Consider the following 20,759-nt stretch of genomic DNA (forward strand, 5'->3'; position numbering starts at 1 on the left):
ATGCACGCGCCGCACATCCCCGGGTTCACCTACGTCGACCTGGTCGGCGAGGGCGGGTTCGCCGACGTCTTCCGCTACCAGCAGGAGCTGCCGACCCGGCAGGTCGCGATCAAGGTGCTGCGCAGCGGCAGCGATCCCGCCTCGCTGGACCTGTTCCGGGCCGAGGCCAACGTGATGGCCCAGCTGTCCAACCACCCCTCGATCGTGCCGATCTACCAGGCCGGGGTGAGCTCCGACGGGCGTGCGTTCCTGGTCATGGAGTTCTGCCCGCCGCCCCACGTGGCCCAGCGCTACCGGGTGCAGCCGCTGGCCGTGGGCGAGGTGCTCGACATCGGCGTCAAGATCGCCAGTGCGGTCGAGACCGCCCACCGGGCCGGGATCCTGCACCGCGACATCAAGCCGCACAACATCCTGACCAGCACCTTCGGGGTGCCGCTCCTGACCGACTTCGGCATCGCCTCGGTGGTCGGCCAGGCGGGGGCGGCCGGCCAGGCGCTGTCGATCCCGTGGTCGCCGCCCGAGACGCTGACCTCCGACAGCCACGACGTGCGCAGCGACGTCTACTCGCTCGCGGCGACCCTCTACTCGCTGCTCATCGGGCACTCGCCCTACGAGCGCCGGGACGCGGCCAACGACAACGCGACGATGATGACCCGGATCGAGCGTGGCCAGCTGACGCCGCTGCGCCGTCCCGACGTGCCGCCCTCGCTGGTCGACGTGCTGCGCCGGGCGATGTCGGTCCAGGTCGAGAAGCGGCCGGTCTCGGCGATGGTGCTGGGCCGCCAGCTCCAGGACGTCCAGATCGAGCTGCGCCAGTCGCCGACCCGGCTCGAGGTGATGGACGCCTCGCCGTCGGCGCTGGTCGAGGAGCACCCCGACGACGCGCGGACCCTGGTCCGCCCGGTCTCGGTGATCATCCCGGCCGAGGTCAGCGCGCGCCCGGCGCCCGTGCGTCCCGCCATCGACGAGTCCACCCGGAACCCGGGCACCGACGTGGTGACCGGGGGCTCGCGCAGCGGACCGGCCCCGCGCCGTACCGAGGAGCGCCGGCTCGGCACCGGCGGCCGGGTCGCCGTCGGCGCGGTCGCGGCCGTGCTCGCCGGCGCGGTCGGGTACGCCGTGCTCGCCGGCGGGGGCGACGAGGGCGACCCGCGCTCGGGCCCGCTGCGCGGCGAAAAGCCCCCCGACGCGGTCCAGGCGCTCGACGCCCCGGCGCCGCCGGTGGTCAGCTCGTCGGGCACCGGCACCCGCTACACCTTCCGCTGGCAGCAGGCCGACCCCGAGCCGGAGGACTCCTTCAAGATCCGCTTCCGCAACGACGGCGTCGCCGGCAAGGCGGAGTACACCGAGGAGACCAGCCGCACGGTGACCGTCGCCCCCAAGGAGTCGGTCTGCCTGCAGGTCTCGCTGCAGCGCCAGGGCCGCCCCATCTCGGCGCCCTCCACCGAGGTCTGCGAGGTGGGCCGGTGATCCGCCGGTGGCGCCGCACGGCGTCCGCGACCGCGCTCGCGCTGCTGCTCGGCACGCTCGTCGTCCTCGCGTTCGAGCACGACGGCAAGCCGTTCACCGAGGTCGACCTCAACGACGGCGGCGTCTGGGTGACCAACCAGAAGGACGGCCTGGTCGCCCGCCTCAACCCACAGATCGAGGAGCTCGACCTCGGCGTCGACTCCGGCAGCGCCGAGTTCGACATCTTCCAGCGCGGCACCAGCCTCTACGTCGACGACGCGTCCGCCGAGCGCGCGGTCAAGCCGGTCGACGTCGCCCGGGCCAGCGTGCTCGACCCGACCGCGCTGCCGACCGGCGCCGTGGTCGCCCACGGAGGGGACACCTTCGCGGTCGTCGACACCGTCAGCGGCAAGGCCTGGGTCCGCTCCGGCGAGGCGCTGCGCGGCTTCTCCGCCAAGACCACCAAGCCCGACCTGACCGGTGCGCTCACCGCGGCGGTCGGTACCGACGGCCGCGCCTACGTGCTCGGCCGCGACGGCGAGGTCACCCCGGTCAGCACCGACGAGACCGGCTTCGCGGTCACCGAGGACAAGATCGACCTCGGCGGCGACGTCGGCCGCGAGGCCGCCGACGTCACCCTCACCGTGGTCGGCGAGACCCCGGTGCTCTACAACCGCAGCACCCTCGAGCTGAGCCGCCCCGACGCCGACCCGGTCGTGGTCGAGGCCGCCGACCCGACCACCGTCGCGCTCCAGCAGCCCTCGGACGCGGCCGACGACGTCTACGTCGCGACCCACGACGGGCTCTACACCGTCCCGCTCGAGGGCGGCGGGCTCGACAAGGTCAGCCGCGGCGAGGTGGCCGGGCGGCCGGCGGCGCCGGTCGTGATGTCCGGTACCCGCTGCGTCTACGCCGCCTGGGCCGACCCGGCCTCGACCAGCAACTACCTGCGCGACTGCGCCGACGACGCCGACGACGACACCGCGCCGGTCCCCGACCTGCAGCCCGGCGCCGAGCTGGAGTTCCGGGTCAACCGCGACGTCGTCGTCCTCAACGACACCCGGACCGGCGACAGCTGGCTGGTCCAGGAGCCGGGCAAGGCCAAGATCGACAACTGGCCGGCCGTCGACCCCCACAACCAGAACCGGTCCAAGCTCAAGGAGACCACCGAGGAGGTCCCGGACCAGGAGAACCGCCCGCCCGAGCCCCAGAACGACTACCTCGGCGCCCGGCCCGGCCGGACCACGGTGCTCCCGGTGGTCGCGCTCAACGACCACGACCCCGACGGCGACATCATCAGCATCGTCAAGACCACGCCGGCCACCAGCGGGCCCGACTTCGAGGTGCGGATCGTCGGTGGCGGCACGCAGCTCCAGGTCACGGTGCCCGCCGACGCCACGGGCACCTCGGTCTTCCGCTACTACGTCACCGACGGCAAGGTCATCGACCAGGTCCCGGCCGAGGTGCACCTGCAGGTCCGCGAGGAGGGCCAGCAGACCAAGCCGCGGCTGATGGACGACCGCGACCCCCAGCTCAACGTCGTGCGCGGGGCGACCGTCGACTTCTACCTCCTGGCCGACTACGTCGACGCCGACGGCGACGACCTCACGCTGCGTGACGCGACCGCGCGCGGTGGCGACGTGGAGTTCCGGCCCGACGGCACGCTCACCTTCACCGACGACGGCACCGGCGCCGACAGCGCCGAGATCCAGTACACGATCGACGACGGCTTCGACACCGTCGGCGGCAAGCTCAAGGTCCAGGTGCTCGACAAGGCCGCGCCACCCGAGCTGGTGCCCGACCTCGCCTCCGGCGTCGCCGGCACCCAGGTCGTCGTCCAGCCGCTGACCAACGACCGCAACCCCGAGGGCACCGACCTGACCCTCAAGGGGGTCAAGGTGGTCGGCGACGACTCGGGCACGAGCATCACCAAGGACCTCGACAACGGCACCTTCACCTTCGAGGCCGCCAAGGCGCGCAGCTACTACCTGGAGTACTCCGCCTACAACTCCTCCGCGACCGGGTCCTCCATCGTCCGCCTCGACATCGAGTCCCCGCCCAAGGACAACCGGCCGCCCATCGCGGTGCGCGACAAGGCGGTCATCACCCCCGGCGGCACGGCCCAGGTCGACCTGCTGCTCAACGACCTCGACCCCGACGGCGACGTCCTCGTGGTCACCCGGGTCGGGCGGCCCTCCAACGACGGCGTCAAGGTCTCGATCGTCGACAAGCGCCTCGCCGTGGTGAGCGCGACGACCGACCTCGCCGGCCAGCCCGCGACGGTCGAGTACTCCGTCTCCGACGGCCGCAGCTCGACCACCGGCCAGCTCGTGATCTCCCAGGCCAACCAGGCCAACCGGCACCCGGTCGCCAACAAGGACCAGGTCACCGTGCGCGCCGGGTCGGTGACCACGATCCCGGTGCTCGACAACGACTCCGACCCCGACGGCGGCAAGCCGCGCCTGTTCCAGTCCGACCTCCTCAACGAGCAGGAGCTCGAGGTCTGGGTGGCCGGCGACGCGCTGCGCCTGCGCGCGCCGGACGAGCCGGGCAGCTACTCGGTGATCTACGGCGTGCGCGACACCGAGGGGCTCAAGGCGACCGCCCAGGTGAGCATCTACGTCATCGCGGACTCGGCCGAGAACAACCACCCGCCGATGCCCCAGCCGATCACCGACCGGGTCATCGCCGGGCGGTCCAAGGTGATCTCGGTCGACCTCGTCGGCGCCGACCCCGACGGCGACTCGGTCGCGTTCAGCAGCATCCTCACCGCGCCCTCGCTCGGCCGGGTGCTCGAGACCGGCGTCGACTGGATCCGCTACGAGGCCTTCGCCGACAAGGCCGGCACCGACTTCTTCCAGGTCTCGGTCCAGGACAAGTACGGCAAGAAGGGCGTCGCCGAGGTACGCGTCGGCGTGGTCCCCGTGGAGGCCGAGAACCAGCCGCCGGTGGCGCTCGACGACAACGTGCTCGTCCAGCCCAACCGGACCATCTCCTACAACGTGCTGACCAACGACGTCGACCCCGACGACGACCCGCTGCGGATCACCGAGATCAACAGCCCGGTCAAGCCCCAGCCCGAGCACCACAACGGCTTCGTCGAGCTCGAGGTGGGCGATGCGCCCGACACCGGGTCCGCCGCGACCAACATCGGCTACACGATCGAGGATGCCGCGGGCGCCCAGGACCACGCCGTGCTCAAGGTCTCGGCGAGCCGGGACGCGCCGTTCTACGCGCCGATCGCGCGCGACGACGTGGCCGACCTGAGCGACATCATCGGCCGCGACCCGGGCGAGTGGGTCGACGTACCGGTGCTCGACAACGACCTCGACTTCGACGGCCCCAAGGCCGACCTGCGGGTCACCAAGTGCATCCCCGGCGCCAAGGGGGAGTGCGAGGTCGGCGAGGGCGAGTCGCAGGTGCGGGTCCGGCTCACCGCCGAGGACCAGGTCGTGCTCTACCGCCTCGACGACGCCGACGACGAGTCGTCGGACACCTTCGGCGTCATCTACGTCACCGGCACCGACAACGTCCCGCCGCAGCTGACCACCGACAAGGACCGGATCCCGGTCAAGGCGGTCGCCGGCGAGAAGGTCGTCTTCGACCTCGACGACCTCGTCGTGACCCGGGCCGGGCGCGAGCCGCGGATCGTCCCCGACCGGTCGCTGTCCGCGGTCAACGGCCAGGTCGACAGCGTCGAGGGCGCCCCGACCTCGCTGTCGTTCCTGCCTGCGCGCGGCCACGCCGGGCCCGCGTCGGTGTCGGTGTGGGTCAGCGACGGCCGGACCACCGGCGAGGACGCCGGTCTCGTCTCGCTGCTGACCATCCCGATCGACGTCAAGCCCGCGGGCAACGTCGCGCCCGAGATGCGCGGCGCCGCGGTCGACGTCGGGGTCGACGGCGAGGCGGCCGAGGTCGACCTGGCCGGGCTGACCCGGGACGCCAACGAGGACGACCTCGACACGATGACCTACACCGTGAAGTCGGCGGCCTCGGGGCTCACCGCGACCATCGCGTCGGGCGAGAGCGTCCTCTCGATCGAGGCCGGCGGCGGCGTCAGCGACGGCGACACGCTGCGGGTCGAGGTCACCGCGGACGACGGCCACGGCGGCACGGCCGAGGCGACCGTCACCGCCCACATCGTCGACAGCGACCGCCCGCTGCTGCAGATCCCGCCGATCACCGTGGCCGCGGACAAGGACGAGGTGCGCTCGGTCGACCTCGCCGACTACGCCGTCAACCCCTACCCGGGCGAGCCGATCAAGGTCAGCAAGGCCCGGATCGAGAGCGGCAAGGGCCTCGACGACCTCGAGACCGCCGGCTCCAGCGTCTCGTTCCGCCCGGTCGGCTTCGGCACCTCCACGATCAAGGTCACCGTCAGCGACGCCTCGGGCGACGAGTCGCGCTCGGTGCCGGGCCGGGTCAACGTGGTGGTCGTCGACGCACCCGCGGCGCCGGCCCGCCCGACCCTGTCGTCGGTCGAGGCCTCCTCGGCCGTGCTGTCGTGGCGCGAGCCGGAGTCCAACGGGGCGCCGATCACCGAGTACGAGGTCCGTGGCTCCCACGGCTTCCAGCAGGTCTGCACGGCCACCACCTGCACCCTCGCCGACCTCACCCCCGGCGAGACCTACACGTTCACGGTCCGCGCCCGGAACAAGGTCGGCTGGGGCGACCCGAGCCCCGCCTCCGAGGGGATCACGCCCAACAAGGCGCCCGACCTGATGACGCCGCCCACGATCGTGGTCGAGCCCCGCCCGACCGGCAGCCGGATGGACCGCCAGCTCACGGTGCGCTGGACCCCGCCCGCCAACGAGGGCTCGGCGATCACCGGCTACGAGATCAAGGAGGCCGGCAGCGGCCGCTCCTGGACTGCCCCGGGCGGCGCGACGTCGTACACGGTGCCGGGGCTCGACAACGGCACGCCCTACGCCTTCGAGATCCGCGCGATCAACGACGTCGAGCCGCGCCGGCAGTTCTCGGGTGCCTCCCAGGCGGTCGCGCCGTTCGGCGTACCGGTCCGCTCGGGCGCGCCGCCCCAGCTCACCGCGAGCGAGGACAGCCCCTACACCAACGAGCCGTGGGTGCGCATCGACTGGTCGCGGTGGTCGGAGTCGCAGAGCAACGGCAACCCCGTCTCCGAGTACGTCATCAGCTGCAGCGGCTGCAGCCGGTCGAGCTACACGGTCGGCGCCACGGCGACGTCCAAGACCTTCGGCGCCGGCGACGGCATCCGCAAGGGCCAGCAGGTCACCCTGACCATCGCCGCGACCAACGACGCCGGCACCAGCGACCGCAGCCCCAGCGTGACCGGGCGGCCGTGGACCAAGGCCGGCCCGGTGCGCAACCTGCGCGAGGTCGGCAGCTCCACGGCCGACCGTACGGCGACCATCGGCTGGGACCCGCCGGCCGACGACGGCGGCCTGCAGATCCGCCACTACGTCGTGCAGACCGGGTCGGGCACCTCCGTCACCGTGCCGTCGGCGCCGGGCGGCGGCGGGCGCGAGATCACCTTCCCCGACAACGGCACCCATGAAGTCCGGGTGTGGGCGGTGACCTTCAACGGCGACCGTGCCGTCGAGGGCCAGGCCGACTCGCTCGGCGGGATCCTCACCTGGGGCAAGCCGTTCCCGCCCGACGACACCTCGCGCACGAGCACCAGCTACTACGGCGTGGACCTGCGGCTCCAGGCCGGCGCGCCCAACGGCAAGCCGGTGACCGGCGTCCAGTTCAGCACCGACAACGGGGCGACCTGGACCGACAAGCGCTCGGGGGAGTACTGGTCGGGCGCGGTCGACCAGGGCGGTGCCACCGCGCGGATCCTGGTCCGGACCCGCTCGTCGGCGACCGGCGACCGCGAGTTCAGCGACCCGGTGGCGATCACGGGCACCTCCAAGGAGAAGTACCTCGCGATCGGCATCTCCTGCAACATCCTCGGCCGGTGCGCGATCAGCGTCGACGGCGACGGCTTCATCCGCGCGCCCCGCGACGCCGTCGTCTCGCTCAACGGGCTCAGCGTCTACAACGACTCGTGCGGCTCGTTCACCCAGTCGGTCAACGGCACGTTCGACTACACCGCCGGCGGCAACGGCTGCCGCGTCACCGGCGACGCCAAGCCCTCGGTCACCGTCGACGGCGTCTCCCGCACCGCCCCCTGATCCGCCCGAAAGGAAATCATGTCGCTCACGACCGAACAGACCGAGTGGTTCGCGCAGACCTTCGCCCAGCTCGTCGCCAACGTCGAGCAGGCCATCGTCGGCAAGACCGAGGTCGTCCGGCTCGCGTTCGTCGCGCTGCTCGCCGAGGGCCACCTGCTGCTCGAGGACTACCCGGGCACCGGCAAGACCTCGCTGGCCCGGGCGATCGCCCAGACGATCCACGGCGACCACCACCGGATCCAGTTCACGCCCGACCTGCTGCCCAGCGACGTCACCGGCGTGACGATCTTCGACCAGCGCAGCCAGGAGTTCGAGTTCCACCAGGGGCCGATCTTCTCCAACATCGTGCTGGCCGACGAGATCAACCGGGCCTCGCCCAAGACCCAGTCGGCGCTGCTCGAGGTGATGGAGGAGAACCAGGTCACCGTCGACGGCATCACCCACCCGGTCGGCCAGCCGTTCATGGTGATCGCGACCCAGAACCCCATCGAGCAGGCGGGCACCTACCGGCTGCCCGAGGCCCAGCTCGACCGGTTCCTGATCAAGACCTCGCTGGGCTACCCCGACCACGAGAGCACCGTCCAGATCCTCACCAACGCCCCCAAGGGCAAGGCCGCGACGGTGCTGCGCCCGATCATCAGCGGCGACAACGTGCTCCACCTGATCGGCCTGGCCCAGCAGGTGCACGTCGAGACGGCCGTCTACGAGTACGTCTCCGGGCTCACCGAGGCGACCCGCGAGTCCTCCGAGGTCGTGCTCGGCACGAGCGTGCGCGCCGGGCTCGCCCTGGTCCGCGCGGCGCGGGCGCTGGCGCTCTCCTACGGCCGCACGTACGTCGTCCCCGACGACGTCAAGACCCTCGCCGTTCCGGTCCTCGCGCACCGGATGGTGCTCGACCCCGAGGAGGACTTCCGCGGCACCACGTGCGAGGACGTCGTGCGCCGGGTCCTCGAGCGCGTGCCCGTCCCGCTGGAGCCCGCTGCTCGATGAGTCCCCGCTCCTGGGTGGCCGGCGTCCGCCGTACGCTCACCGCTGCCTCCCGGCGCCGCGCGGCGCTGGGCGGTGCGCTGCGCGACCGGGTCGCCGAGCGCACCGGGCGGGTGCGGACGGCGCTCGCGCCGGTCACCGACACGGTCACCCCGGCCGGGTGGCTGGTCGGGCTGCTCGCCGTGGTCCTGGTGGTCGCGGGCCCGCTGCTGCACTGGCGCGAGCTGGTCGTCGGCGGGGTCTTCCTGGGGCTGGTGCTGCTCATCGCGATCGGCTTCGTCGTGGGCCGCTCACCGCTGGCCGCGCGGCTCGACCTCGCCCGGGACCGGGTGATCGTGGGGGAGCGGGCCAACGGCTACCTCACCGTGACCAACCCCAGCCAGCGCCGGGCGCGGCCGCTGATCGTGGAGTTCCCCGTGGGCGCGGGCCGGGCGGCCTTCGAGCTGCCCGCCCTGGCACCGGGGGCGCTGCACGAGGAGCTGTTCGCCGTCCCGACCGCGCACCGGGCCGTCCTCGACGTCGGACCGGTCACCGCGGTCCGCGCCGACCCGCTCGGGCTGCTGCGCCGGGTGCGCCACCTGAGCGAGATGGACCGGCTCTACGTGCACCCCAAGACGCTGCGCGTCGACGGCTCCGCGGCCGGGCTGGTGCGCGACCTCGAGGGCCGCACGGTGCCCAAGGTCTCCGACAACGACGTCTCGTTCCACGCGCTGCGCGGCTACGTCGCCGGCGACGACCGGCGCCACATCCACTGGCGCTCGAGCGCCAAGACCGGCACCCTCATGGTCCGCCAGTTCGAGGAGACCCGCCGCTCGCACCTGCTCACCGTGGTGAGCTCGCGGCTCGAGGACTACGGCAGCGACGACGAGTTCGAGCTCGCCATCTCGGTGGCCGGCTCGCTCGGCACCCAGGCGCTCGCCGACGGCCAGCAGCTCAGCGCCGCGGCCTCGCACGGATCGCTGCCCTCCAACGGGGCGCAGCGCTTCCTCGACGGTCTGTCGGGCCTCGCCTACGACTGGCAGGCCCGCCGGATCGTCGACGTCGCGCGCCACCTCGGCAACGACGAGCTCGCCGCGAGCGTGATCGTGCTCTGCCTGGGCTCGGGCGTGAGCATCACCGACCTGCGCCGCGCCCGCCAGCACCTGCCCGTCGACACCCGGGTGATCGCGGTGCGCTGCCTGACCGGCACCGAGCCGTCGGTGCGCTGGCTCGGCGATCTCGCCGTGGCCACGGTCGGGCGGCTCGACGAGCTCGCGGTCGCCGTACGACGGGTCGCGGCATGAGCGCGCCCGCGGTCAGCGGCAGCCAGCCGGTCGTCGTCGTCCCCCAGCGGGGACGGCGGGCCGGAGCGGCGCTGCCGTGGTGGCTCGTCGCGGTCGACGCCGTGCTGGTGCTCGGGCTCGGCGTGCTCTGCGCCTGGCCCCTGGGTGCCGCCTACGCCGGTGACCGCTGGCTGCTCGCGGTCGTGGTCGGGCTGCTGCTCGGCGTGCTCGTCGGGTGGCTCGGCGCGCGCTGGCGATGGGGGCCGTGGACGACGACGCTCGCCGCGGCGGTGGGCTACTTCGCGGTCGGCTCGGCGGTCGTCGTACCGCTGCGGGCGCGGGGTGGCTTCGTCCCGACGGCGGACTCGCTGCGCGACCTCACCGTCGGCCTGGTGCACGGCTGGCGCGAGGCGCTCACCCTGCCGGTGCCGCTCGGCGAGAGCGGCGTGGTGCTGATCGTCCCGCTGGTGACCGGCCTGGTCGGCGCGCTGGTGGCCACCGTGCTGCTGTGGCGCTCGAGCCGGCCGGGGCTGGCCGGCGTCGTCCTCGGTGGGGTGCTCGTGCTGTCCTCGGCGTTCGGCGACATCACCGCCGGCGCCGCCCTGACCCGCGGCCTCGCCGTCGCCGCCGTCGGCCTGGTCTGGCTGCAGTGGCGCGGGCAGCGTCACGTCCGCGGCCGCTGGGGCCGCCGGGTCCTCGCGACCCTGCTCGTCGTCGGCGTGGCCGGCGGTGCCGCCACCGGGCTGGGCGCCCTCGGCGACCCCGAGGCCCACCGCGTCGTCCTGCGCGACCACGTCGACCCGCCGTTCGACCCCCGCGACTACCCGAGCCCCCTGGCCAAGTTCCGCGCCTACAAGAAGGAGCCGATCCGCACCGAGACGTCGCTGTTCACCGTCGACGGCCTCGACAGCGGCACGCTCGTGCGCCTCGCGGTGATGGACACCTACGACGGCGTCGTCTGGAACGTCTCCGGCGGACCCGGCTCACCCCACGACTCGGGCACCTTCCGGCGGCTGCGCAACGACCCCGACGCCAACGCCGAGGCCACCGTGCGCGGCCGGATCACCGTCGGCGCCTACACCGGCGTCTGGGTGCCGAGCGTCGGCGAGACCCTGGCGATGACGCCGATCCGCGACGGCCGCACCGACGACGCCTCGGCCGCCGAGCTCGTGATCAACCCCGAGACCGGCACGGTGGCCCAGATCGGGGGCGTCGCGCCCGGCACCACCTTCGAGGTCGAGGCGATCGCGCCGCCGTCCCTGGTCAACGAGGAGATCGCGGTGCTCCAGGCCGACGCGGGCGTCTCGCTCCCGCCGCCGGCGATCGTCCCCGAGGAGCTCGTCGACCGGGTCCAGCGCTGGAAGAGCCAGGACGGCTTCGGCGGCGGCACGGACGGCGAGCTCGCCCAATACCTGCGCGACGCCTTCCGCGAGCACGGCTTCTACTCCGACGGCATCGACGACGACGTCCCGGCCGGCCACGGCGCGAGCCGCCTCGCCATGCTCACCAAGACCGCGAACCCGGTCGGCAACGCCGAGCAGTACGCCGCCGCGATGGGCGTCATCGGCCAGCGCCTCGGCCTGCCCATCCGGGTGGTCATCGGCTTCAAGGTGCCGCCGGGCGGCGGCGACGTCCGCGGCGAGAACGTGACCGCCTGGACCGAGGTCAAGCTCGAGGGCGCCGGCTGGGTGCCCTTCGAGCCCACCCCGCCCGAGGACCAGAAGCTGCGCCAGCCCAACGACGAGCCCGACGAGGAGCCGCAGCCCCAGGTGCTCCAGCCGCCCCGGGTCCCCGGTGACCCCAAGGAGGCCAGCGACAACCTCCAGCAGGGCGACGGCCAGCGCAAGGACCTCGACATCCTCGAGGTGCTCGGCGCGATCATCGGCGTCGTCCTCGACGTCGCCAAGGTGCTGCTGCTCCTCTCGCCGCTGTGGGGGGTGCTGCTCTACAAGCTGCTGCGCCGGCGCCGGCGCCGCCGGGCCGGTGACCCCACGGTGCGCCTGACCGGCGCCTGGCACGAGCTGGCCGACCGGATGCGCGACCTCGGCGTCCGCTCCGCGCCGGGGGCCACCCGCCGCGAGAGCGCCTACGCCGCCGCGGACCGCTACGACGTCGTACCGGTGGTGACGCTGGCGCACACCGCCGACCGCCACGTGTACGGCGAGGGCGAGCCCAGCCTCGACGAGGCCCAGGCCTACTGGGCCGACGTCGACACCGCGCTCAAGCGGCTGCGCAAGGCGACCCCCTGGTGGCGCCGCGTCCTGGCCCGCGTCTCGCTCGCCTCGGTGCCCTGGCGCCCGGCGTCCGCGCGCGCCCGGGCGGCCCTGGGCCGTCCGTTCCGCCGGGCCGGTGGGACGCTGCGGCGGTGGGCGGGGCGGCTGCGGCCGAGGCGCCGGTAGCCGTTGACAAGTGACAGCACTGTCAACAAGCATGAGGCGGCCGGACGTGACTCCCGTCACGCGGCGCGACATGGGGAGGTCGGCGATGGGCGGCGCGCGCATGCGGAGGGCATGGTTCGGGGGAGCGCTCGCGACGGTCGTCGCGGTGCTCGCGACGCTCGCACCGGCGTCCGCGACAGCGACGGCGAGCCCGGTGACCGCACCGGCGCCCGACCCGTTCTTCACCTACACCGGCGCCACGCCGCTGCGTGACCACCCGCCCGGGACGGTGCTCAAGACCCGGGCGCTGCCCTACCGGGTCGCCGGGGTCCCGCTGCCGCTGCGGGTGGTCCAGATCGTCTTCCGCACCACCGACCAGCAGGGCCGGGCGGTCGCGGGGGTGACCTCGGTGATCAAGCCCCTGACCGGGACGACGAGCCGGGTGATCTCCTACCAGTCCTTCTACGACTCCCTCGACCCCGAGCACGGCCCGTCCCGCGCGATCGCCGGCAGCACCGCGCCGGGCGCGATGGCCGCGCACGTCGAGACCGTGCTGATGTCGGCCTTCCTGCTGCGCGGCTACGCGATCGTCATGGCCGATACCGAGGGCCCGACCGCCGACTTCGCCGCGGGGCCCGAGTACGGGCGGGTCACCCTCGACTCGATCCGGGCCGCGCTGCGCACGCCGGCCACGGGTATCGCACCGGCCGCGAAGGTCGGGATGGTCGGCTACTCCGGGGGCGCTGTCGCGACCAACTGGGCCGCGGTGCTCGCGCCGTCGTACGCCCCGGACGTCAACCGGCGCCTGGTCGGCGCGGCCGAGGGCGGCGTGCTGGTCCGCCCGGCCGCCAACCTGCGCTACGTCGACGGCAGCCTGGTCTGGGCGGGCGTGATGCCGATGGCCGTGGTCGGGGTGGCCCGCGGGTTCGGGGTCGACCTGATGCCCTACCTCAGCGACGAGGGCAGGCGGATCTACGCCCGGCTGGAGAAGGCGCCCATCATCGACGTGCTCGGCCGCTACCCGGGCCTGACCTGGGCCGACCTGACCAAGCCGGCGTACGCCGACCCGGCGAACATCCCGGTGTTCGTGCGCACCGTCAACCAGCTCAACCTCGGCACCCAGCCCGTCCCGACGGTCCCGATGTTCATCGGGCAGGGCACCGGCGGCCAGATCGAGGGCACCCGGGGCGACCGCCCCGGTCTCGGCAAGGGGGACGGCGTGATGCTGGCCGGCGACGTCCGGTCGCTGGCGCGCAAGTACTGCGCGGGCGGGGTCGCGGTGGTGCACCGGGAGTACCCGCTGAGCCACTTCACGTCGGTCCCGTTCTGGCTGCCCGAGGCGATCGCGTGGCTCAGCGCGCGCTTCGCCGGCCAGCCGGCGCCCGACAGCTGCGCGACGATCCCGGCCGGCAACCCGCTGACCCCGCTGGCACCGGCGCGCTAGACAACCTGCTGTGATCTGCGACCCGCTCGCTTGCCGGTGGGGGAGGCCGCGGTCATACTCGTCCCGAAACTAGAACGTGTTCTACATGGGGGACGACGCGTGTACGACTTCGCAGACGAGCAGGTGGCTGCCGCGGCCGGCGGCGCCCCGGCGCGCGCCCTGATGCTCCTGGAGCTGCCTCGCTGGAGCGTCGAGTACGGCGCCTCCCGGATCCTCGACCTCGCCCGCGCCGTCGCGCCGGGCGAGCCCGACCACGGGGAGGGGCGCCCGGTGCTCGTGCTCCCGGGCTTCTCCGCGCACGACCGGCTCACCGGCCGGCTCCGCGGCCACCTCGCCCAGCGCGGCTGGGAGCCCTTCGGCTGGGAGCTGGGCAGCAACCACGGGCTCACCGAGAAGATCGTCGCGGGCCTGCCGCGCCGCTTCGCCCAGATCGCCGGCCAGTACGACGAGCCGGTCAGCATCGTGGGCTGGAGCTTCGGCGGCCTGCTCGCCCGCTGGCTCGCGCACGAGAACCCCGACCGGGTCCGCCAGGTGATCTGCCTCGGCTCCCCGTGGCGCGCCGAGGGCGAGCGGACCCGGGCGACCGCGCTCTTCGAGCGCTCCCGCGAGAAGCACGGCATCGTCGCGAACGCCCGCGAGATCGTCGACCGGCTGCGCGAGCCGCTGCCGGTCCCGCTCACCGCGGTCTGGTCCAAGAGCGACGGGATCGTGCCCTGGCACGGCTGCACCGTCGACGAGAACGACGGCCGCGACGGCCGTCCGCCGGCCGAGAACGTCGAGGTGGTGAGCAGCCACGTCGGCATGGTCGCCAACCCGCTCGTGCTCTCGGTGGTCGCCGACCGGCTCCGCCAGGACCCGGCCGCCTGGGAGCCCTTCTCCTGGAGCCGCCTCGTGCCGGGGGTCGCGTCGTGAGCGCGCTCGCCGGCCGCGACCCGGCGTACGTCGCCGCCGCGCTGCCGGCGCTCAAGCTGGCGATGCGCACCTACTTCCGCTCCCGGGTGAGCGGGATGGACAAGGTCCCCGAGGGCGGCGCGCTCCTGGTCGGCAACCACTCCGGTGGGCTGATGCCGATGGACGTGCCGATCATCGCGGTGGCCTTCGCCGAGGAGTTCGGCGCCGACCGGCCGCTCTACTGCCTGGCCCACGACCTGCTCTTCACCGGCGCCGCCGGCCCGGTGATGCGCCGGTTCGGGTTCGTCAACGCCACCCGCGAGGCCGCGCACGAGATCCTCACCGGCGGCGGCGTCACCATCGTCTTCCCGGGCGGGGACTACGACACCTTCCGGCCCACCCGCAAGGCGACCGTCGTCGACTTCAACGGGCGCACGGGCTACCTGCGCACGGCGCTGAAGGCCGGCGTTCCGATCGTCCCGGTGGTCTCGGTGGGCGGCCAGGAGTCCCAGCTCTTCCTGACCCGGGGCGAGTGGATCGGGCGGCACTCGCCGCTGCGCCGGCTGATGCGCACCGACCTCTTCCCGATCGGCTTCGGCTTCCCGTTCGGGCTGGTCCCGGCGCCGCTCAACCTGCCCCTGCCGACCAAGATCACCACGCAGGTCCTCGACCCGATCGACATCGCCGCCGAGTTCGGCCCCGAGCCGGACCTCGCCGAGGTCGACGCGGTGGTCCGCGGCCGGATGGAGGAGGCGCTGCGCGCGCTCGCCCGCCGCCGGCGCCTCCCGGTGCTGGGGTGAGCGCGGTGCTGCGCCGGATCCGTACCCAGCTCTGGGTGTTCCGGGTGCTCGTCACCAGCCGGATGCTCGTCGCGATGAGCCCGGCCAAGTACGTCCGCCTGGTCCGGGTGCTGCGCCGCCAGGGCACCAACGCGACGACGAGCTTCGCGCTCGCCGCGGTCCGTGACCCGCACGGCGCGGCGCTGGTCGACGAGCGCGGCACGCTCACCTGGCAGGACCTGCAGGACCGCTCCGCGGCGCTCGCCGCCGGGCTGCTCGACGTCACCGGGGGACCGGTCGAGACGGTCGCGATCCTGTGCCGCAACCACCGCGGCTTCGTCGACGCACTGCTCGCGAGCTCGCGGCTGGGCGCGAGCGCGCTGCTGCTCAACACCGGGTTCTCGGGACCGCAGCTCGCCGACGTCATGGAGCGCGAGGGCGCCCGCGTGATCCTGTACGACGAGGAGTTCGCCGGCGTCGTCGCCGACGCCCGGGCCCGGGTGCCCGGCCTGGTCGAGGTGCTCGGCTGGACCGACGCACCGCTCGCCGAGGGCGTCCTCGGCATCGAGGCACTGGTCGCGCGTCATGCCGGCCAGGCGCCGCCGCGCCCGGCCCAGCGGGGCCGGGTCGTCCTGCTCACGTCCGGCACGACCGGGACGCCGAAGGGTGCGCGCCGCAGTGGGGGCGGCGCGGACGAGCTGGCGGGGATGCTGGAGATGATCCCGTGGCGCGGCGGCGAGACGGTGGTCGTGGCGGCGCCGATGTTCCACGCCTGGGGCTTCGGGCAGCTGGTGATCGCGGCGACGATGACCTGCACGGTCGTCACGCGCCGCCGGTTCGACCCCGAGGCGACGCTGGCCCAGGTCGAGGACCACCGGGCGAGCGGGCTGAGCGTCGTCCCGGTGATGCTGGAGCGGATCATGGACCTGCCGGACGCGGTCCTCGACCGCTACCGGCTGACGACGCTGCGGTTCGTCTCGGCCAGCGGCTCGCGGATGCGGCCGCAGTCGGTGACCGCGTTCATGGACCGCTACGGCGACCTGGTCCACAACAGCTACAACGCCACCGAGGCCGGCCAGATCAGCGTCGCCCGGCCGGCCGACCTGCGCCACGCGCCGGACACGGCGGGCCGGCCGGTGCGCGGCACGCTGCTGCGCGTCGTCGACGACGCCGGCCGCGACGTCCCGGCCGGCGTGGTGGGCCGGATCCTGGTCCGCGGGGCCTCGCCGTTCGACGGCTACACCGCCGGTGCGGAGAAGGAGTTCCTCGACGGCTACATGGTCAGCGGGGACGTCGGCCGGCTCGACGCCGAGGGCCGGCTCTTCGTCGTGGGCCGCGACGACGACATGATCGTGTCGGGCGGCGAGAACGTCTACCCGATCGAGGTCGAGAAGGTCCTCGGCGCCCACCCGGCCGTGCGCGAGGTGGTGGTGGTCGGCGTGGCCGACGAGGCGTTCGGCCAGCGCCTGGCGGCGTACGTCGTGCTGGCGGGGCCGGTGAGCGCCGACGAGCTCAAGGCCCACGTCAAGGCCCAGCTCGCCGGCTACAAGGTGCCGCGCGAGGTCGTCGTCCTCGACGCGCTGCCGCGCAACGCCTCCGGCAAGGTGATGGTGCGCGAGCTGCCGGCGGTCGCGCCGTGAACGTCCGGCCCGCGATCGAGCGGATGACCGGGATCGACGCGGGTTTCCTCTACATGGAGACCCCGTCGGTGCACATGCACACCCTCAAGATCGCGATCCTCGAGGCCGACGACGCCCTGTCGTACGACGCCTTCGTGGCCGGGATGCTCGCCCGCCTCAAGCGGCTGCCGCCCCTGCGCCGGCGCGTGGTGGAGGTGCCGTTCGGGCTCAACCACCCGGTGTGGGTGACCCAGCCGCGGATCGACGTCGCCCACCACATCCGGCGGCACCGGGTCGGCGGTGACGGCAGCATGCACGACCTGGAGCAGCTCATCGGGATGATCGCCAGCACGCCGCTGCACCGCGACCGCCCCCTCTGGGAGCTGCACTACTGCGCGGGCCTGGAGGGCGGCCGGGTCGCCGTCGTCGGCAAGATGCACCACGCGCTCGCCGACGGGGCCGCGGCCAACGCGCTCCTCGCCAACGTCACCGACGTGCGCAGCGCGGCCGCGCCCGAGGCGGTCCAGGAGGAGTACGCCTCGACCGAGCGCCTGCCCGGACGGATCGACCTGCTGCGCCACGCCTGGGCCGATGCCGCCGCCCAGGCCGGCACGCTGCCGGGGCTGCTCCTGCGCACCCTGCGCGGCATCCTCGGCGTCCTGCGCGAGCGACGGGCCGGCGCCCGCTCGCCGCTGCCCGTGCTCCACGCGCCGCGGGTCTCGTTCAACGGCGCGCTCACGCCGCTGCGCTCCTTCGCGACGGTGACCCTGCCGCTGGCCGAGCTCAAGCGGGTCCGCGCCGAGCACCGGGCCGCCGGGCTCGACGCGACCCTCAACGACATCGTGCTCGCCACCACGTCGGGCGCGCTGCGGCGCTGGATGGCCGACCACGACGAGCGGCCCGCCTCCTCGCTGCTCGCCGGGGTCCCGGTGAGCGCCGACGAGCGCGATGCCATACCGCGGCTGGGCGGCAACCGCGTCTCGAACCTCTTCACCACCCTCGCCACCGACGTCGAGGACCCGACCGAGCGGCTGCGCACCATCGCGCGCACCACCGCCGACGCCAAGCGGATCCAGGCCCGGCTCGGCACCTCGATCCTCGCCGACTGGTCGCAGTTCACGCCGCCGCGGCCGTTCACCGCGGCGGTGCAGGCGTACTCCCGCCTGCGCGCGGCGTCCTGGCACCCGGCGGCCTTCTCCGCGATCGTCTCCAACGTGCCCGGCCCGCGTGAGCCCGCGACCGTCGGCGGTGCCCGGCTGCGCGACCTGTTCAGCGTCGGCCCGCTCGTCGACGGGATCGGCCTCAACGTGACGGTCTGGTCCTACGTCGACCGGATGAACTTCTCGCTGCTCGCCTGCCCGGACCTGCTGCCGGACGTGCACCACCTGGCGGCGTACTTCCCGGCGGCGCTGGCCGAGCTCGACCTCGCGCCGCCCGCGCCCGCCGACGCCACCACCGACCGGAGGAACCTCGCGTGACCACCCGTGTGATCAGGAAGGTCGGCGCCGGCGTCGGCCGCGCCGCCGTGCTCGGTGTCCGGACCGGCATCCGGCGCACCCAGCGGTTCCCGGCCCTGCCGGACCTCCCGGCCGGGCGCGTGCTCGACCTGTCGGGCCGCGGCGAGGTCTTCGTGATCGACACCGGCGTCCCGGAGGGGCTCACGGACGCGCCCACGCTGCTGCTCTTCCACGGGCTGGCCACGACGTCGTACCTGACCTGGTTCAGCACGGTCGACGAGCTGCGCGCCCGGCACCGCGTCGTCATGCTCGACCAGCGCTGGCACGGCCGGGGGATCGTCTCGGAGCGCTTCTCGCTCGAGGACTGCGTCGACGACGCCGCGGCCACCCTCGACGCCCTCGGGATCGCCTCGGTCGTCGCCGTGGGCTACTCCATGGGCGGTGCCCTCGCTCAGCTGTTCTGGCGCCGGCACCCCGAGCGCACGGCCGGGCTGGTGCTGGCCTCGACCGCCGCGTGCTGGAAGGAGAACCTCGGCGACGCGATGTTCTACCCGGTGCTGGGCGTGGCCAACGACCGCCTCCGTGGGCACTACCGGGCCCGGGTCGCGGAGGTGCGCGCCGGGCTGCCCGTCGTACCGGACCTGGGGGAGGAGATGTCGACCTGGGCCTGGGCGGAGTTCCGCAGCACCAGCGCCTGGGCGATGCCCGAGGTGCTCGGCGCCCTCGGCCGCTTCGATGCCCGGCCCTGGCTGGGCGAGATCGACGTACCGACCTCGGTCGTCGTGACCGGCCGCGACCACGCCATCCCGACCGCCCGGCAGCGCGCGATGGCCGCCGCCATCCCGGGCGCGACCGTGCGCGAGACGCCCGGTGGGCACGCGTCGGTGGTCTTCGACGTGCAGCGCTGGCGCCCGGAGTTCCTCGCCGCGGTGGACGAGGTCGTCGCGCGGCTGGGCTAGCCCGGCGTCCGGATCAGGACTGGTGCACGTAGTTGTCGAGCTGGTCGCGCTCGAACTGCAGCTGGTCGATCTTGTGCTTGACCATGTCGCCGATGCTGACGATCCCGACGACCGCGCCGTCGGCCGAGGCGACGGGGATGTGCCGGAAGCGGCCCTCGGTCATCACCTGCATCACCTCGTCGAGGTCGTCCTCGGGGGAGCAGGTGCGGACCTCGGCGGTCATGATCGCCGAGACGACGTTGTTGATCACCGTGCCGTCGCTGTGCAGGTGCCGTACGACGTCGCGCTCGGAGACGATGCCGTCGAGGGCGGTGCCGTCGGCGCTGACCACGACGGCGCCGATGTTGTGCTCGGCGAGCGTCGCGAGCAGCTCGCGCACGCCGGCGTCGGGACGGATGGTCACCACGTCGCGGAGCGACTTGGACTGCAGGACGTCAGCGATGCGCATGTGACGCAGGTTACTTGCTGTCGTCCTCGTCGTCACTGGTCCGCTGGCGGTGCGAGCGCAGGTCGGAGACGCTGCCGGGCCCCGAACGCGGCCAGTCCGGGTCGTCGCCGGCGTCGGTGACGCTGCCGAGGAAGGACAGCGCGGCCTCGTGCAGGTGGCCGTTGGTGGCGAGCGCGTTGCCGCCCCAGGGGCCGTCGCTGCCGTCGAGCGAGGTGAACCGGCCGCCCGCCTCGCGCACGATGATGTCGAGGGCCGCCATGTCGTAGACCTCGAGCTCGGGCTCGGCGGCGAGGTCGACGGCGCCCTCGGCGAGCAGCATGTAGGACCAGAAGTCGCCGTACGCGCGGGTGCGCCAGACGCGGCGCATCAGGGCGAGCAGGTCCTCGCCGAGGCCGCGGTCCTCCCAGCCGCTGATCGAGGAGTACGACAGCGAGGCGTCCTCGAGTCGTCGTACGTCGGAGACGCGGCACTCGGTGGCCTTCATCAGCGACCGCCCGGTCCAGGCGCCCTGGCCGGCCGAGGCCCACCAGCGGCGCTGGAGGGCCGGGGCCGAGACCACGCCGAGGACGACCTCGTCGTCGACGGCGAGCGAGATGAGGGTGGCCCACACGGGGACACCGCGCACGTAGTTCTTGGTGCCGTCGATCGGGTCGACGATCCAGCGGCGCTGGGAGTGGCCGGAGGTGCCCTGCTCCTCGCCGGTGACGGCGTCGCGGCTGCGCGCCTTGGAGAGCGTACGGCGGATCGACTCCTCGACCGCCTGGTCGGCGTCGGTGACCGGGGTGAGGTCGGGCTTGCTCATGACGTGGAGGTCGAGGGCGCGGAAGCGCGCCTGGGTGAGCGAGTCCGCGTCGTCGGCGAGCAGGTGCGCCAGACGCAGGTCGTCGGTGTAGTCGGGGGCAGCCACAGGGGCACCCTAGCCGTCAGGGCG

At 73.6% G+C, this 20,759-nt stretch carries 13 protein-coding genes; 11 read left to right on the top strand and 2 right to left on the bottom strand.

What is annotated here, in order from left to right:
- The 11 genes from M0M48_RS04935 to M0M48_RS04985 all read left to right on the top strand — a co-directional run bounded on the left by M0M48_RS04935 (window position 1) and on the right by M0M48_RS04985 (window position 19,380).
- Entirely contained in the window at window positions 1–1,470 is a 1,470-nt protein-coding gene (locus M0M48_RS04935) for a serine/threonine-protein kinase (protein ID WP_215815401.1), read from the top strand.
- Window positions 1,467–7,604 carry an Ig-like domain-containing protein gene (locus tag M0M48_RS04940; protein WP_257750285.1) on the top strand — a complete coding sequence of 2,046 codons (6,138 nt, stop codon included), beginning with the start codon at window positions 1,467–1,469 and terminating at the stop codon, window positions 7,602–7,604. The genes M0M48_RS04935 and M0M48_RS04940 overlap by 4 nt, the downstream gene beginning before the upstream one ends.
- 18 nt (window positions 7,605–7,622) lie before the next feature.
- Window positions 7,623–8,594 carry an AAA family ATPase gene (locus M0M48_RS04945; protein ID WP_215815399.1) on the top strand — a complete coding sequence of 324 codons (972 nt, stop codon included), beginning with the start codon at window positions 7,623–7,625 and terminating at the stop codon, window positions 8,592–8,594.
- On the top strand, window positions 8,591–9,874 hold the full coding sequence (locus M0M48_RS04950) for a DUF58 domain-containing protein (RefSeq protein ID WP_257750286.1): 1,284 nt from the start codon (window positions 8,591–8,593) through the stop codon (window positions 9,872–9,874). Before M0M48_RS04945 ends, M0M48_RS04950 begins: the two co-directional genes overlap by 4 nt.
- Entirely contained in the window at window positions 9,871–12,252 is a 2,382-nt protein-coding gene (locus M0M48_RS04955; protein ID WP_257750287.1) for a transglutaminase-like domain-containing protein, read from the top strand. Before M0M48_RS04950 ends, M0M48_RS04955 begins: the two co-directional genes overlap by 4 nt.
- Window positions 12,253–12,298: 46 nt before the next feature.
- Window positions 12,299–13,675: a lipase family protein gene (locus M0M48_RS04960; RefSeq protein ID WP_257750288.1), complete on the top strand. Its 1,377-nt coding sequence runs from the start codon at window positions 12,299–12,301 to the stop codon at window positions 13,673–13,675.
- Window positions 13,676–13,774: 99 nt separating this feature from the next.
- Window positions 13,775–14,587 (top strand): esterase/lipase family protein, encoded by an 813-nt coding sequence (locus M0M48_RS04965; protein WP_215815395.1) that lies wholly within the window; start codon window positions 13,775–13,777, stop codon window positions 14,585–14,587.
- Window positions 14,584–15,366: a lysophospholipid acyltransferase family protein gene (locus M0M48_RS04970; protein WP_257750289.1), complete on the top strand. Its 783-nt coding sequence runs from the start codon at window positions 14,584–14,586 to the stop codon at window positions 15,364–15,366. Before M0M48_RS04965 ends, M0M48_RS04970 begins: the two co-directional genes overlap by 4 nt.
- Complete coding sequence (locus M0M48_RS04975; RefSeq protein WP_257750290.1) at window positions 15,363–16,985, top strand: AMP-binding protein; 1,623 nt, start codon at window positions 15,363–15,365, stop codon at window positions 16,983–16,985. Before M0M48_RS04970 ends, M0M48_RS04975 begins: the two co-directional genes overlap by 4 nt.
- On the top strand, window positions 16,982–18,442 hold the full coding sequence (locus tag M0M48_RS04980; RefSeq protein ID WP_257750291.1) for a wax ester/triacylglycerol synthase family O-acyltransferase: 1,461 nt from the start codon (window positions 16,982–16,984) through the stop codon (window positions 18,440–18,442). The genes M0M48_RS04975 and M0M48_RS04980 overlap by 4 nt, the downstream gene beginning before the upstream one ends.
- Complete coding sequence (locus M0M48_RS04985; RefSeq protein ID WP_257750292.1) at window positions 18,439–19,380, top strand: alpha/beta fold hydrolase; 942 nt, start codon at window positions 18,439–18,441, stop codon at window positions 19,378–19,380. Before M0M48_RS04980 ends, M0M48_RS04985 begins: the two co-directional genes overlap by 4 nt.
- A 13-nt stretch (window positions 19,381–19,393) precedes the next feature.
- On the opposite strand, the gene M0M48_RS04990 is transcribed toward M0M48_RS04985, so the two are convergent.
- Entirely contained in the window at window positions 19,394–19,828 is a 435-nt protein-coding gene (locus M0M48_RS04990) for a CBS domain-containing protein (RefSeq protein ID WP_215815390.1), read from the bottom strand.
- 10 nt (window positions 19,829–19,838) lie between these two features.
- Window positions 19,839–20,735: an inositol monophosphatase family protein gene (locus M0M48_RS04995; RefSeq protein ID WP_215815389.1), complete on the bottom strand. Its 897-nt coding sequence runs from the start codon at window positions 20,733–20,735 to the stop codon at window positions 19,839–19,841.
- Window positions 20,736–20,759 lie beyond the last annotated feature (24 nt).

The organism is Pimelobacter simplex (assembly GCF_024662235.1).
Taxonomy (GTDB): Bacteria; Actinomycetota; Actinomycetes; order Propionibacteriales; family Nocardioidaceae; genus Nocardioides.

Coding starts and splice junctions, on each gene's coding strand:
- M0M48_RS04935 (WP_215815401.1), top strand. CDS start 1: ATGCACGCGCCGCACATCCCCGGGTTCACCTACGTCGACCTGGTCGGC.
- M0M48_RS04945 (WP_215815399.1), top strand. CDS start 7,623: ATGTCGCTCACGACCGAACAGACCGAGTGGTTCGCGCAGACCTTCGCC.
- M0M48_RS04950 (WP_257750286.1), top strand. CDS start 8,591: ATGAGTCCCCGCTCCTGGGTGGCCGGCGTCCGCCGTACGCTCACCGCT.
- M0M48_RS04955 (WP_257750287.1), top strand. CDS start 9,871: ATGAGCGCGCCCGCGGTCAGCGGCAGCCAGCCGGTCGTCGTCGTCCCC.
- M0M48_RS04990 (WP_215815390.1), bottom strand. CDS start 19,828: ATGCGCATCGCTGACGTCCTGCAGTCCAAGTCGCTCCGCGACGTGGTG.